This is a genomic window from Streptococcus hongkongensis, from assembly GCF_053206145.1.
In genome coordinates, this window is sequence record NZ_JBRUGD010000014.1 from 20,892 (window position 1) to 34,915 (window position 14,024).

Sequence of the window (14,024 nt, forward strand, 5' to 3'; positions counted from 1 at the left end):
AGACTATTTTGTCCAGTCAGCTACTTTTTCTGGATTTGCTTTAATCCATTTCTTAGCTGCATCTGCTGGGTCCATACCTTCATTCATATCAAGCATGACTGATTCCATATCTTTTGTAGTCCAGTGGAATTTATCAACAATTTTATAGAGTTTTGGTTTATCTTTTTTCAAACCAAGTCGAGCAATTGTATTAATATTTTCTGAACTACCTAAAGTTTTCTTAGGATCTTTCAAATACTTCAATTTATATTTTGAGAACATCCAGTGTGGTGACCAACCTGTAACAACAATTTCTTGCTTATTTTTATAAGCTTTATCAAGTGAAGTCGTCATAGCTCCTGTTGAAGATAAAACTAACTCCCAATCAGATAAATTACCATAAGCTTTTATTGTTTTCTTCGTAGCAGTCGTAATACCTGCTCCAGGTTCAATACCTGTTATTTTCTTTTTAGCTTGGTCAGATAGGTCTTCTATACTGTTAACATCTTTCATGTAAGTCGGAACAACTAAGCCCAATTTAGTGCCATTTAAGTTTGGCCCCAAATCTTCTAGTTTATTCTTATATTTTTTCATGTGTTCTGCTTGTGTTACTGGTAACCAAGGACTTACTGAGAAATCTGCATCACCATTAGCAACTGTTTGCCACATCACGGCATTATCTAAAGGTGTAATTTCAACTTGATAACCTTTTTGTTTCAAGACTTCAGCAATGACATTTGTTGAGGCAATCTCTGAATCCCATTGCATATAGGCGATTTTAACCTTTTCTCCAATTTCACTATTCCCTGAAGCCATTTTAACTACTGTCTGGCCTAAAGCTGACAATACAAAAACAGCAATTGTCGCTAATCCAACTAATTTGTTTGTTTTACTAGATTTAGCTTTATCTTCTTGTTTGGTATTAAAACTTTGTGTTGTACGGTCTAAAATGATAGCTAAAATAACCAAGGCTAAACCAGATACAAATCCTGTTCCAATGTCCGCATGTTGTAAGGCTGACAAAACTTTTCGTCCAAGACCAGGAGCGCCAATCATTGACCCCGTAACAACCATTGATAAGGCGAGCATCATGGTTTGGTTAATACCTGCCATAATAGTATTTTTTGCTAACGGCAACTCAACTTTAAACAACTTTTGTTTGCTTGTTGACCCAAAGGAATCCGCTGCTTCAACTAATTCTGTTGAAATTTCACGAATACCTAAATTAGTAAAGCGAACGGTTGGAGGTAGAGCAAAGATAACCGATGCAAAGACCCCAGGAACCATTCCGATACCAAAGAAGGCTACTGCCGGAATAAGGTAAACAAAAGCTGGCATGGTTTGCATAAAGTCTAATATGGGATTAACAATATTTCGAACGGCAGTCTTTTTAGCCATCCAAATCCCCAATGGCACACCAATCACAATGGAAATTAAACTGGCAACTACCACCAAAGTAAAGGTATTAATTAAGTCTTCCCATAATCCTTGGTTGTAAATAAAAAGTAATCCTAATAGAGTAAATACCGGTAAGGGCCATTTCTTCTTTGATAAAAAATAAACTGCAATCGTAATTAATAGGATAAATAATAAGGCAGGGATAAATAAAAGGGTATTGGTCATCCAATCCATCAGATGGTTACCAACTGTTTGCATCACATCAAACAAACCAGAAAATGTTTTCGTTACCCATTCTGTTATATTTTCTACCAGTTGTGAAACTGGTATTTTCGTCTGTAATAAATTCTCCAAAATAACATCTCCTTCTGATTAATTTTGAGCTTGTAGTTCTTGTAATTCTTGCTCTTCTTGAAGCGTAGTAGTAACTTCTTTAGTATCTGTCGCAGTTACTTCCTCTTCTGAGTCATCAGATACATTGGCAAGAGCCTCAATAACACGTCCTCGAATAATGACTCCTAAGAGACGATTATTTTCGTCAGTTACTGCAATCGGTGCAGATGAATCATAGATTAATGGCATAATATCTGTAATTACAGTATCCTTGCTGACTGTGCGAACTTCAGGGTCAATGACTTCTGACAGTGGTAATGCTTTTTTTCGAGCTTCAATTGCTGCGTCGGTAGTCAGGGTACCAACCAATTGGCGACGGCGATTTGTAGCCATTAGCATTGAAACTTCTTCGGTGTGCATACGATTCAGAGCAACCTGAGGCCCATCTATTTCAATGTTTGCAGTGAATGGTTTAATCATAATATTTTGAGCTGTCAAAACTTTTGATCTATCAACATCTTCAACGAACTCACGAACAAAATCATTTGCTGGATTGGTCAAGATTTCTTCACCCGTTCCAATTTGCATAATTTTACCATCTTTCATTAATGCAATACGGTCACCAATTCTGAGCGCCTCATTGAGGTCATGACTGATAAAGATGATGGTTTGTTCAGTTGATGCTTGTAGTTCCACCAATTCATCTTGCATATCTCGACGAATCAATGGATCAAGTGCTGAGAAGGCCTCATCCATTAAGAGAATCTTCGGACCATTCGCCAATGCACGGGCAAGTCCGACACGCTGTTGCATTCCTCCAGATAACTGATTAGGATATTGATCTTTAAAGTTTAAGAGACCTGCATTTTCAAGTGCTTTTTCTGCTCTTTCTTGTCGTTCTGCTTTAGGAACCCCCCTCAATTCCAAACCAAATTCTGTATTTTCAAGAATGGTACGGTGTGGAAATAATGCAAAACTTTGAAAAACCATATTAATATCATGTCGTCTTACTTCCCTTAAATTCTCAGGATTCATCTTGGAGATGTCTTTACCTACTAATTGGATACTTCCTGAGGAAGGTTCAATTAAACGGTTAATCATCCGAACTAAAGTTGATTTACCTGAGCCAGATAAGCCCATGATAACAAATATTTCTCCTTCTTTAACATCAAAGCTAGCATCATAGACACCTACAGTAGCACCTGTTTGCTTTAATATTTCCGTTTTACTCTTTCCTTGTTTAACGAGCTCTAAAGCTGCTTTTTGTTTTTTTCCAAAAATCTTAGTCAGATTTTTTACTTCTAAAATATTACCCATGTAATAATCTTCTCCCAATCTGTATATTTTCCAGTGATAAAAAAACAAGTTTCTCACTTGTTCAGGAATAATTTTTAATAATAAAATAACATTATCAAACAGAACACTTTTATGTTATCATGTGTGGTCACTTTTTGTCAACTATTATGCTATCAACAAATGCTTTCACATCAAGGAAAACGTTAACAAAGTCAATGCTTTTTAAGATAAGTGACCTAACTAAAAATAAGAACAGTCTCAGAACTGTTCTTATTTTTTCTAATCTTTTTTACATGTATAAACTTTAATGTGTTTTGGCAGAATGGCTAGTGAAACAGGTAAGTGATCTCCTTGGTCACCATCAACATTTGTCTGGAGATCAGCTGATTTTACAGAAATATTGACTTTCTTAGCGCGTTTATAGGAAACTAGTGGCTTACTTGTTTGGTCTTTTTTCAATAATCCCGGTAAAGCTTCCAATGTTTCAAGGAAATTTTTATCTTTGGTCAGGATTAGATGCAAATAGCCATCATCTACTTTAGCATCAGGGGTAAAATTATCATAGCCTCCCACTGAGTTAGTTAATGCAATTAACAGCAGTGACCCTTCCACTCTTGCCTTTTTTCCATCATAAACAACTTGAAATTCATAACTTTTATTTTTTAGAACATGTTGTAAACCTGAGACAAAATAAGCTATTGGTCCCAATTTTGTCTTTAAGTTATCATCAACATGATTGATGGATTCTGGTATGTTTCCAATAGCAACGATATTTGTGAAGTAGGACTGATTGATTTTTCCGATATCTAATTCCTGTGTATCTTCCAAATTCATATTTGCAATTGCTTCTTCAGGATTAATAGGGATACCTAGTGATCGAGCTAAATCATTTACAGTACCAAGTGGAAAGAAACCAAAATGAGGCTTGTATGTTTGCTCTGCAATACCACTTATACCTTCATTAACGGTTCCATCCCCGCCCATTACAAAAACACTATGGTAACCTTTGTCAGCAGCCTCTCGTGCAAATGCTTTGCCGTCACCTAGTTTCTCAGTTATTTTAACATCCACGTGTTCAAAGTGACCCTTTAATTTCTTTATAGCTGCTTCTTTGTAAGACTCTGCTTTTTCCCCACCTGAAGCTGAGTTAACAATCAAAAGTGCATTTTTCATAATCTGTTTCCTTTCTCTTGTTCCATTTCTTGTCTTCATTTTAGCATAATCTCTACTATTTTCTGGAAATAAACCGTTAAAACTAAAAATACCAAACAAAGTTGGTATTTTTTTAGCTTATAATAGTGACTTAAATTGAATATTTGAATCTTCTAAGAAGCAATCATCAAATCCTCTTGGATGATGGTATTCAATACGATCCTTATCTTGAGGATAAGTGTATTTCCCTCCAACTTCCCATATAAATGGATGGAATTGGTATTGTAAACGTTCTTGACGCATTTTCCACAGTTCAAGGATTTCATCTGTTGATGCCATAAAGTTAGACCAGATGTCATAGTGAACAGGAATAATAACCTTGGCACGGAGATTTTCTGCCATTCTTAGAAGGTCTATTGACGTCATCTTGTCTTGAATACCAAGAGGGTTTTCGCCATAGTTATTAAGGGCGACATCAATTTTATAATCACGACCATGCTTAGCAAAATAGTTTGAGAAGTGTGAGTCTGCACCGTGATAGATTGTACCACCTGGTGTTTCAAAAATGTAGTTGACTGCTTTACGTGCCATTTCTTCATCAGTTACTGCTAAGCCAGCCAACTCACCACCTTGGTCGTCTGCACCTGCAACTGGAAGGGTTACTAAACACGTTCTATCAAAAGATTCTACAGCTGTTACAGTCATATCTTTGATAGTAAAGCTATCACCAGGCTTAACAATCATGATACGTTCTTCTGGAACACCCCATTTTTTCCAAATTTCACCACATTCATATGGGCCAACAAATTTAACATGGTCCAATTTAGGATTATTAATAATAGCAGCCGCAGTATTAATATCAATATGATCACTATGGAAGTGAGAAACTAAATAATAATCTAACTCATTAATCGCAAATGGATCAATGACCATTGGTTGTGCCCGAAGATTTGGTTGTAATTTACGAACACCAGCCATATTGGCCATTTGATGTCCACGAACCATATCTTTAACTTTTTTAGTTGACTTGCCACGGTTAGACCATAAGTCCATAACGATATTAGCGCCACCAGGTGTTTTCACCCAAATGCCACAATTTCCTAACCACCACATTGCAAAATTATCTGCAGGGACTACTTCTTCTTCAATTTCTTCATTTAACCAAGTACCCCATTCTGGAAATGTACTTAATATCCATGACTCGCGTGTAATATCCTGAACCTTAGCCATTATTAGCTCCTCCGATTTTCATTATTTCTACACTTTAAGTATAAGACGAAATCAGTCAATAAAAAAGACCAAGTGTCACACAAGTTTGTGTTCAAAAGTGGATGCATTTTGGTAAACAATTGCTCTGATAAAAACTAAAAATCCCCAGTCATTTTCTACCATTTAGAAATACTGAGGGCTTCACATTATTCAATTTGCTGACGATCAAGAACATCTTGTACAAGCTCTTGTCGCATTAACTTTTCAATCTGACTCTTTAATATATAGACATCTTCACTATTATCTATATATGGTGCAATTGTTTTTTCAAGGTGTTCTGAAAAATAAAGATGTTCAGTTACTGAGCCTTTCCTAGTAGTTCGTAAAAGAACGACTATATTTTCATCTGTTAAAATCGGATTAACAACTAAAACAGGAAATAGACTTTCTAAGCCTTCACTAGTTGTCACTACAAAATCAACTGTCAATAAATCACTAATACTCTGAAATTGTTCAGTCGTTAAAACAGCTTCTATTTGACTGTTAATGAGGTATTGTTGGCACTGCTTATACAGTAACTTTTGCAAGGCTATCCCGTCATCTGACACAATCACTACTGAAGACGCCTTTAATTTTTTTTGACTGTTTCTTAATTCACCACCTAAGTGAATTGTCAAATAAGCAATATCATCTTCAGATAGACTGAGATGCCATGCTTCTTCTAAAATCGAAGTACAGGTTTGTGTCATATTAAACAATTGTTCATATTTATATTTAATATGCTTGGTTAAGGGGTTTACCGATGAGATACCATAAGTTTTTCTATAAATTAATGCCTTACAGTGGGTTGTTAACTGTCTAATAAGATCACTTTTATGAGTAAATTTTAAATCAAAACGATCTTCTAAAGCATTTAGAAAATGTCGCAAAGTGACACGCATAGCATCATAGTCAGGACTTTCAACATGATTGTCTTTATCCTTCCGGAAAGATAGCATCAGCATGGCTACCAAGCCAATTTCAATATCATCTAAATGAAGTTTAAAGTGATTAAAGAGTTCTTTGGCCAAATCTTTGGCAATATAATATTCCTTGCGTTTCCAGATGAGATTAAAATCTTTTCGTAACGATTCCTTCACATCATTGCTGTACTGCATATTTCGGTAGCTAAGTAGGATAAAAGGTAATATTTGAATCATAAATTGGCTATCTTGACTGTTGATTCGTTTCCCCAAATTTGCCTGTGATACAGGTAAGTAAGCATTTAAAAATTGACCAACTTCCTTTGAAAAATAGGTCGTTGTTTCTAAGGTTTTTGCCAGTTTATGATCAAAATAATCAATGAAAGTCGAATTTTTCCCATGATAGATAGAATCCAGTAATTTATATAAAAACTGAATAAATGATAAGGGATGACATTCAAAATAGTAGCCTCTCGTTTTTGTAGAATGCAATTGAATAGAATATTCCTTACTTGCTAGGAGGTTTCTCAGTTCATTTAAGTCATTTAATACTGTATTTCTTGAGACATCATTAAGTTGCATTAGACGGTCTATTGTTACCCTTTTTGTTGAAACAACAATGTAAATGGCTGATAGTTTCATTCGCTCATCACTTTTCATGACATAGTTGTAATCATCTACATCCTGCAATAATAATTGGCAAGCTTTTTTTTGTTGGGCATTTAATAAAATACCAATGCGTGGTAATGATACAATCTGAGCTACTGAATCTGGCAAAGCCTCATTAATTTTCTCTAAGTGATAATAGACTTTTCTTCGAGATTGTTCTAAAGACTGTGAAATGGTCATAACAGTCTCAGCTTTCTCCAACTTAATTAAGTAAGATAAAAGGTCATAGCTTTTTTTATCCAGTAACATTGGTGACATCCCCCACACTCAATACTCTTTTTTTGTGTCTCTATAGTTGTTCATAAAGAGAAAACATTGCCATTATACCAAAAAAAGGTTGAGGCGACTAGGTCACCTCAAACAATGGTTAACAAACATTTAATCACATCTCTTCTCTATAAGAGTAAACGATGACAAGAATAACTTGACATTACCACCTTAACATCAAATGGTACAATTGTTACACATTTCCTATAACTAGTGAAATCCTTGGTTTCAATCCTACCTTCGAAGTCAACTTTTTTATAGTAAATTGGTGATTGATTTTAGTTTTATCAAATCAGTGCAGTTGCCCTTTTTGTCCATAGTAGGCATTTGGCCCATGTTTTCGCAAATAATGTTTATCCATAATATACTTAGGAGCCGGTTCAACCCTTGGATTGATCTGCTCAGTTAAACGATTCATTTTAGCTACTTCTTCTAAAACAACAGAATGATAGACTGCTTGTTCAGGTGTTTTACCCCAAGTAAATGGCCCATGATTTCGAACAACAATACCTGGAACAGCCAGGGGATCTAAACCACGTTTAGCAAATTCCTCAATAATAACTTGACCGGTCTCTTTCTCATAGGCTGTTTCAACTTCTTGAGAAGACAAGGAGCGAGCACAAGGTACTGGACCATAGAAATAGTCTGCATGTGTCGTTCCATAAAACGGTAAATCTCGACCAGCTTGTGCCCAACCAACAGCCTCAGTTGAGTGTGTGTGAACAATACCACCAATTTCTGGCCAAGCTTTGTAAAGCTGTACATGGGTCGCTAAATCTGAAGAAGGATTTAAGTCTCCTTCAATAATATGACCATCTAAGTCAGTAACAACCATATTATCTGGCGTCAGTTGGTCGTAGTCAACACCAGAAGGTTTAATGACAATTCGGCCCAATTCACGACAAATTTCAGAAACGTTTCCCCAAGTAAATTTGACAAGATTGTGTTCTGGTAATGATTTATTTGCTTCACAGACACGTTGACGCATCTCACTTAACGTTTTGACCATATTACTTCAAACCTGCTTTCTCAATTAATGGGTAAAGAAACTCTTGTGCCTCTTTGATAGCTTGACGAGTCTCTTCAATAGTCTCACAATTTTCAGACCACATTTCAATTAAGAATGGCCCATTATAATTGCTCTTTTTAATGACTGCAAACATCTCTTCCCAATTAACACACCCTTGACCAAAAGGTACATCTCTAAATTGTCCCTTTGATTTCTCTGTTACTGGATAAGTATCCTTCAAATGAAGCGCTGCAATGGAACGGTGCCCATTATAAAATTCACTCCATAAGTCATTATGCCAGGCTGAAACATTTCCTGTATCTGGGTAAACAAATAGGTAAGGAGAGTCAATTTCCTTTTCAACAGCTAAATATTTTTCGATGGAGTTGATAAAAGGATCATCCATAATTTCAATAGCTAGAATGACTTGTGCTTCTTCAGCCCAGTCACAGGCTTGACGTAAGTTTTTAATAAACCGCGCACGTGTTTCCTGTGATTTTTCTTCATAATAAACGTCATAACCAGCTAATTGTATCGTTCTTACCCCTAGGTCTTGAGCTAGTTCTATACATTTTTTCATTAAATCAAGAGATTTTGTTTCGCTTTCAAGATCATTTGATCCTAAAGGATAACGTCGATGACCTGAAAAACAAATAGTCGGAATTCGGATACCCGTCTGATAAATAGCCTTTACTAAATCTAAACGTTCTTCTTTGGTCCAATCTAACCTTGCTAGACGCTCATCTGACTCATCAACAGACATCTCAACAAAGTCAAAACCTAACTCTTTAGCAAATTCAAGTCGCTCTAACCAAGTAAACTGCTTTGGCGTTGCTTTTTCATAAATTCCAATTGGACGGCTCATCAGCTCACCCCCAAATACGTCTAATTTCGTCTTTAAAAGCACGCGCTGCTACAGCTGGCTCTGCTGCTTCTGTAATGCCACGACCAGCAATAAAAGTGAAAACATCAACTCCTTCAAAGAGTGATAGGGTTGTGACATCTAATCCACCAGTAACTGAAACACGGAAGCCCATGTCAATTAATTTCTTAACTTTTGTTAAGTCTTTTTCACCCCAAGTTTCACCAGCAAGTAGGGCATCACGTGATTGATGGTAGATTGCTTGTGAAATTCCCGCATCCAACCATAATTGAGCTTGCTCAAAAGTCCAATCACCATAGAGTTCTATTTGGATTTCTCCTCTATCACCACGGACTTCTTTAATCGCTTTTAAAGCTGCTTCCATTGTAGGAATAGTTGCACAGCAAATACAAGTCATCCAATCCGCACCACGCATAGCATTATTTTTAGCAACAGTGCCACCAGCATCTGCGCACTTGGTGTCCGCCACAATAATCTTGTCAGGAAAAAGACTACGTAGAACCTCTACTAATTCACTTCCAACTTGAAGTAAACAAACTGTTCCTGCTTCAATAACATCCACCTCATGACCCACTGAAACAGCTGCGCTAACAGCTCCTTGTAAATCAGAATGATCTAATGCAACTTGTAAATTTGGAATATGTTTAGACATGTTATTAATACCTCCTGTCACCATCATGATACTCTTAGGGGCTATTCCCCTTTTCGTCAGAACATCCACTTGTGACATCTTTCTATTTTTTCAATCTTATTTCCTGATTAACTCTCTAAATCTAACCCTTCTAGATAAGGACTATTTTTAGATTCATCCACTAATGCAAGGACCTCTTCTTTTGTTTTACAATCTACCAACCGTTGGATAGAATTGTCTAAATCAAATAAGGCAATAATTTGAGGAATTGCAACAGATGTATGGATTGCTGAACTAGTTGCTGCTAATGCAAGGATAACTTGCGCCTCTTTTCCGTCAGAGAATGTGACGGGTTTGGTTAAGGTGATTAATGAAAAGGCATCTTTTTGAACGCCAGCTTCTGGTCTTGCATGAGGCATTGCCATACCAGGCATTAAGATATAATAGGGACCATATTCTTCAGTTGATTCAATAATTGCGTGATAATATTCTTCAGTAACTGCACCACTCGCAATTAAGGGATCAACCGACAATTTGACAGCTTCTTGCCAAGTCTCTGCACTAAGTCCTAGTCGAATGGAATCATTTGCGATAAAAGTATGCTTTAAGTTCATTTATATTCTTTTCTCTCTTTCTAAGCCAAAACCTGAGATTATCAAGAATTAGCCCTGCTTATCTATTCGTATTAAAGAGAAAGAGTTGACTCTTGTTATCAACTCTTGTCTCTTCACTTTTGTGATAATTATAAAACGGCTTGTAACTTTTCTTTTATTTCTTTATCATCCATCAAATTGTCTAAACCAACTAAATGCCCTTTAGTACGTCCATCAAGTTCATGAATTAAGTGATTTGATGCTACAACAATATCATAGCCAGCTGCCAAACCTTTTGCTTCTCCAACAGAACAAGAAGCAGATTGGATATCTGTTACCCCTAATTGACGAAGGGCATTTTCAACTTTCATTTTAATCACCATTGATGATCCCATACCGTTTCCACAAGCTGTAAGAACTTTAACCATTGTATTCTCCTTTTTTGTCATAATATATTTAAGTTGATGTAATTGATTTATTAAAAATAGTGAGATAGGACAGACACTTTTGTTTAAGAATGCGGGCAATAATTACCCATTGTTCACTCTAAACTAAGCCCTTTCTCCATGATCAGATATTATTGAGCCTCACCACGGTAGTAAGCTTCTTTATCTTTAGCTTTTGCATATTGTAGTTGAGGAATAGCTAAGAAGAAGAGACAAACAAGCACATAGCCAATAATTCCAAGGTATTTGAAGATATATCCAAAAGCTAACCAAGGGAACTCAAAGTCAATATTTCCATGATAACCACCAGCTAAACCAAGTAAGCCTACTGCAACAGCTCCAAGGGCTACCTGAATAATACCTGAGATAAATGATAGGGCAACAGCTGCTTTCCAGCCACCACGTTTATCAGCATAGACAGCAATTGCTGCATTATCAAAGAATACTGGAACGAAACCTGTGATAATTAGAATTGGATTTTTAAAGATAACAAGCAAAGCAATTGTTACTAACTGACCAATCAAACCAAAAGCAAACCCTGATAGTACTGCGTTTGATGAGCCAAATCCATAAGAAGCTGCAACGTCTACTGCTGGGAATGAGCCCGGTAGAAGTTTATTTGAAATGCCTTGGAAAGCATTAGTCAATTCAGCAACGAACATACGAACACCTTGCATCAAGATAAAGAGATAAACTGAGAAGGTTAATGATGTTTGTAAGATATACATAAAGAAGGCTTGTTTAACTGGCACATAAGCTCCGGGTCCAATTAATTTAACATTTGACATGATTTCTGGTCCAAGGAGAGCTAAAATACCTCCAAAGAAGACAAGCATCAAAGTTGCAGATGCAACCACTGTATCATGGAAAATGTTTAAGAAAGTTGGTAATTTCAAATTATCAAGATTTTCTTCTTTTTTACCAAATTTTGGAGCAATTTTATCAACAAACCAAATAGCAAATTGTTGTTGGTGACCAATGGCAAAGCCACCTCCACCAGTTAACCGTTGTGTTGCTTCAACAGTCATATTTGAACTGATAGCCCAGTAGAGACCACAGATAATCCCGACAGCCCATGCACCAAATGCATTTTGGAATTGTGGGATAAGTAGAAGTACAAAGACTGAAATAGTCGCCGCTTGTTGTACCATGATGTGACCTGTGATAAATAAGGTTCTAACTTTTGTAACCTTACGAAGGGCTACCAATAACAGATTGACTCCAAAACCGATTAACAATGCAGTTGTCGCAACGCTGATAAATCCCATGCCTTCCAATTTTGTATTGGCAGCAGCTAGTCCAAAATAAGGATCAATAACAGCAGCTTCTAATTTAAACTTCTCAGCTAAGGCAACTAAGATCGGACGGAAAGTAGTAACCAAACCACCTGCTCCGACGTTTAAAATTAAATACCCAACTGTCGCTTTAATAAAGCCAGCAAACACCTCATGAATTGGTTTATTCAATAGCAGGTATCCAACTAAAACCAACAGACCTACAAAAAACGCTGGGTTCTGCAAAATATTTTGCGAGAACCAGTTTAGGGGAGCTAGGAAGAATTCCATGACGACTACCTCTTTTCAAGTTATTAATTATTTTATTTACATATTCATTATAATTTGTGTAAGCGTTTTAAAAAAGACCAAGTATCACACAGCCCAGTGTTCAAAATTAGACTTAATGATTTTTAAGATAAGAAAAAGACAAACTATCAATGAGATAATTTGTCTTTTTAACGAAGTAGTATTCGGTTATTCCATATAAAAATCAATTACAAAGAAACTACTACCTGTCTCTAAGGCGGAAATTAATTGGCCTAAGACACGGTCGACATCCGAGATATGATGTCAGACTAAGAAGACTCTGAAATTTTCTTCTGCGCTTGATCTAACATGGGCTGGCTGATATTAGCAATTATCCCCTGCTCAAAATGATTAACTAAGGCTATTGCTAAATTGCCCGTTCCCCCACCAAAATCTAAGAAGTGGTTTAGATGCTTATCACCTAGTCGTTCTGCAATAGCCTTGCTAAATTTATCAGCTAAAGCCAACTGACGCTCTGAGTCAAAAGTAGCTGCTTTCTCATTAAATCTATTAGCCATCCCTTACTCCCTCCAATAACGTGCCTTCATGATATTTGTCATGGTTCTTTCTAAGTTAGACAGGGTTTTCTCAGTAGACATGGCTTGATTGAGATCTAAAAATTCTCTTTGAATTGAGAAAGTTGCTGTGAATAGTTGATCCAGTTCTGGACTATCTTCAATGACCCCACAAATTGCAATAGTTGGCTTGTTGAAGCTTTTAGCCAGTCGACTGATAGCTACCGGTACTTTCCCTGCCTGACTTTGCCCATCCAACTTTCCTTCACCAGTAATCACCAAATCCGTTCTCATGATTGACTCCTCTAGCCTAATCATTTGTGCAATGGTCTCAAATCCGGGTTTGATTTGCCCGCCAAGGACGGCAATGGCTGCGCCAAGTCCCCCAGCTGCACCTGCGCCAGCTATGGATTGCAAATCCATCCCCCTTTGCTCTTTAATTCTATTGGCAAAAGCGCAAGCTATACTGTCCATTGCTGCAATTTCCTCTTGATTCCCACCTTTTTGCGGACCAAAGATTGGAGCAAAGCCATTTGGACCATAGTAAGGATTAGTCACATCAGCTAAGCCAATTAAGGTTAGCTGGCTAAAGTCAATGTCGGATTCCAGTTGACAAGTCTCAGGGTTAAAACCAAGACTTTTAAGGAAACCAAACCCACCATCAGAGGTACCCGTTCCACCCAATCCAATCAGAATTTCTTTACATCCACGCGACACAGCATCTTTGACTAGGGCTCCTAGCCCATAGCTACTTGCCTTAGCAAAGGTTTCTGGGCTTGGACTAATCTTGTCCAGGCCAATTACTTTAGCTGATTCAATAATAGCTGTTTGGTCAACTAGCAAGTAATCCGCCTGAATTTTTTGCCCCATCAAATCGACTGTTTGAACAGAAACTAATTGACCATCTAGATGGTCGTTTAAAGCATCAAGTGTCCCCTCGCCACCATCTGCAATAGTAAAAGTTTCAACCCAGGCTAAAGGCATTACTTTTTTGATTGCCGCTAAACTGGCTTGATTTAAGGCTTTTGAACTTGCTGATCCTTTGAAAGAATCAATGGCCAAGACTAACTTCATCTGGCTTCCCCCCTTGCTTGACTGG

General features: G+C 37.0%; 13 protein-coding genes. All 13 read right to left on the reverse strand.

The window, feature by feature from the left end; translation table 11 throughout:
* Positions 1–3: 3 nt before the first annotated feature.
* Complete coding sequence (locus tag ACVRZD_RS08780; RefSeq protein ID WP_037626535.1) at positions 4–1,731, reverse strand: ABC transporter permease/substrate binding protein; 1,728 nt, start codon at positions 1,729–1,731, stop codon at positions 4–6.
* 18 nt (positions 1,732–1,749) lie between these two features.
* On the reverse strand, positions 1,750–3,027 hold the full coding sequence (locus ACVRZD_RS08785) for a quaternary amine ABC transporter ATP-binding protein (RefSeq protein ID WP_447450438.1): 1,278 nt from the start codon (positions 3,025–3,027) through the stop codon (positions 1,750–1,752).
* Positions 3,028–3,285: 258 nt separating this feature from the next.
* Positions 3,286–4,179 carry a diacylglycerol/lipid kinase family protein gene (locus tag ACVRZD_RS08790; protein WP_037626536.1) on the reverse strand — a complete coding sequence of 298 codons (894 nt, stop codon included), beginning with the start codon at positions 4,177–4,179 and terminating at the stop codon, positions 3,286–3,288.
* Positions 4,180–4,296: 117 nt separating this feature from the next.
* Positions 4,297–5,388, reverse strand: a complete 1,092-nt coding sequence (gene ulaG, locus ACVRZD_RS08795; RefSeq protein WP_037626538.1) for an L-ascorbate 6-phosphate lactonase — start codon at positions 5,386–5,388, stop codon at positions 4,297–4,299.
* A gap of 185 nt (positions 5,389–5,573) precedes the next feature.
* Complete coding sequence (locus tag ACVRZD_RS08800) at positions 5,574–7,247, reverse strand: BglG family transcription antiterminator (RefSeq protein WP_037626571.1); 1,674 nt, start codon at positions 7,245–7,247, stop codon at positions 5,574–5,576.
* A gap of 310 nt (positions 7,248–7,557) precedes the next feature.
* Positions 7,558–8,274 carry an L-ribulose-5-phosphate 4-epimerase gene (locus tag ACVRZD_RS08805; protein ID WP_447450439.1) on the reverse strand — a complete coding sequence of 239 codons (717 nt, stop codon included), beginning with the start codon at positions 8,272–8,274 and terminating at the stop codon, positions 7,558–7,560.
* A 1-nt stretch (position 8,275) separates the two neighbouring features.
* Entirely contained in the window at positions 8,276–9,139 is an 864-nt protein-coding gene (locus tag ACVRZD_RS08810; RefSeq protein ID WP_037626539.1) for an L-ribulose-5-phosphate 3-epimerase, read from the reverse strand.
* A gap of 4 nt (positions 9,140–9,143) precedes the next feature.
* Entirely contained in the window at positions 9,144–9,809 is a 666-nt protein-coding gene (locus ACVRZD_RS08815; protein WP_037626574.1) for a 3-keto-L-gulonate-6-phosphate decarboxylase UlaD, read from the reverse strand.
* Between the two features lie 107 nt (positions 9,810–9,916).
* Positions 9,917–10,402 carry a PTS sugar transporter subunit IIA gene (locus ACVRZD_RS08820; RefSeq protein ID WP_037626540.1) on the reverse strand — a complete coding sequence of 162 codons (486 nt, stop codon included), beginning with the start codon at positions 10,400–10,402 and terminating at the stop codon, positions 9,917–9,919.
* 128 nt (positions 10,403–10,530) lie between these two features.
* Positions 10,531–10,809 carry a PTS sugar transporter subunit IIB gene (locus tag ACVRZD_RS08825; protein ID WP_037626541.1) on the reverse strand — a complete coding sequence of 93 codons (279 nt, stop codon included), beginning with the start codon at positions 10,807–10,809 and terminating at the stop codon, positions 10,531–10,533.
* A gap of 149 nt (positions 10,810–10,958) precedes the next feature.
* Positions 10,959–12,392, reverse strand: a complete 1,434-nt coding sequence (locus ACVRZD_RS08830) for a PTS sugar transporter subunit IIC (RefSeq protein WP_037626542.1) — start codon at positions 12,390–12,392, stop codon at positions 10,959–10,961.
* A 287-nt stretch (positions 12,393–12,679) separates the two neighbouring features.
* Entirely contained in the window at positions 12,680–12,928 is a 249-nt protein-coding gene (locus ACVRZD_RS08835) for a class I SAM-dependent methyltransferase (protein ID WP_052128142.1), read from the reverse strand.
* A gap of 3 nt (positions 12,929–12,931) precedes the next feature.
* Positions 12,932–13,999, reverse strand: a complete 1,068-nt coding sequence (locus ACVRZD_RS08840) for a glycerate kinase family protein (protein WP_037626544.1) — start codon at positions 13,997–13,999, stop codon at positions 12,932–12,934.
* Positions 14,000–14,024 lie beyond the last annotated feature (25 nt).

Coding starts and splice junctions, on each gene's coding strand:
- ACVRZD_RS08785 (WP_447450438.1), bottom strand. CDS start 3,027: ATGGGTAATATTTTAGAAGTAAAAAATCTGACTAAGATTTTTGGAAAA.
- ACVRZD_RS08790 (WP_037626536.1), bottom strand. CDS start 4,179: ATGAAAAATGCACTTTTGATTGTTAACTCAGCTTCAGGTGGGGAAAAA.
- ulaG (WP_037626538.1), bottom strand. CDS start 5,388: ATGGCTAAGGTTCAGGATATTACACGCGAGTCATGGATATTAAGTACA.
- ACVRZD_RS08800 (WP_037626571.1), bottom strand. CDS start 7,247: ATGTTACTGGATAAAAAAAGCTATGACCTTTTATCTTACTTAATTAAG.
- ACVRZD_RS08805 (WP_447450439.1), bottom strand. CDS start 8,274: ATGGTCAAAACGTTAAGTGAGATGCGTCAACGTGTCTGTGAAGCAAAT.
- ACVRZD_RS08810 (WP_037626539.1), bottom strand. CDS start 9,139: ATGAGCCGTCCAATTGGAATTTATGAAAAAGCAACGCCAAAGCAGTTT.
- ACVRZD_RS08815 (WP_037626574.1), bottom strand. CDS start 9,809: ATGTCTAAACATATTCCAAATTTACAAGTTGCATTAGATCATTCTGAT.
- ACVRZD_RS08820 (WP_037626540.1), bottom strand. CDS start 10,402: ATGAACTTAAAGCATACTTTTATCGCAAATGATTCCATTCGACTAGGA.
- ACVRZD_RS08825 (WP_037626541.1), bottom strand. CDS start 10,809: ATGGTTAAAGTTCTTACAGCTTGTGGAAACGGTATGGGATCATCAATG.
- ACVRZD_RS08830 (WP_037626542.1), bottom strand. CDS start 12,392: ATGGAATTCTTCCTAGCTCCCCTAAACTGGTTCTCGCAAAATATTTTG.
- ACVRZD_RS08835 (WP_052128142.1), bottom strand. CDS start 12,928: ATGGCTAATAGATTTAATGAGAAAGCAGCTACTTTTGACTCAGAGCGT.
- ACVRZD_RS08840 (WP_037626544.1), bottom strand. CDS start 13,999: ATGAAGTTAGTCTTGGCCATTGATTCTTTCAAAGGATCAGCAAGTTCA.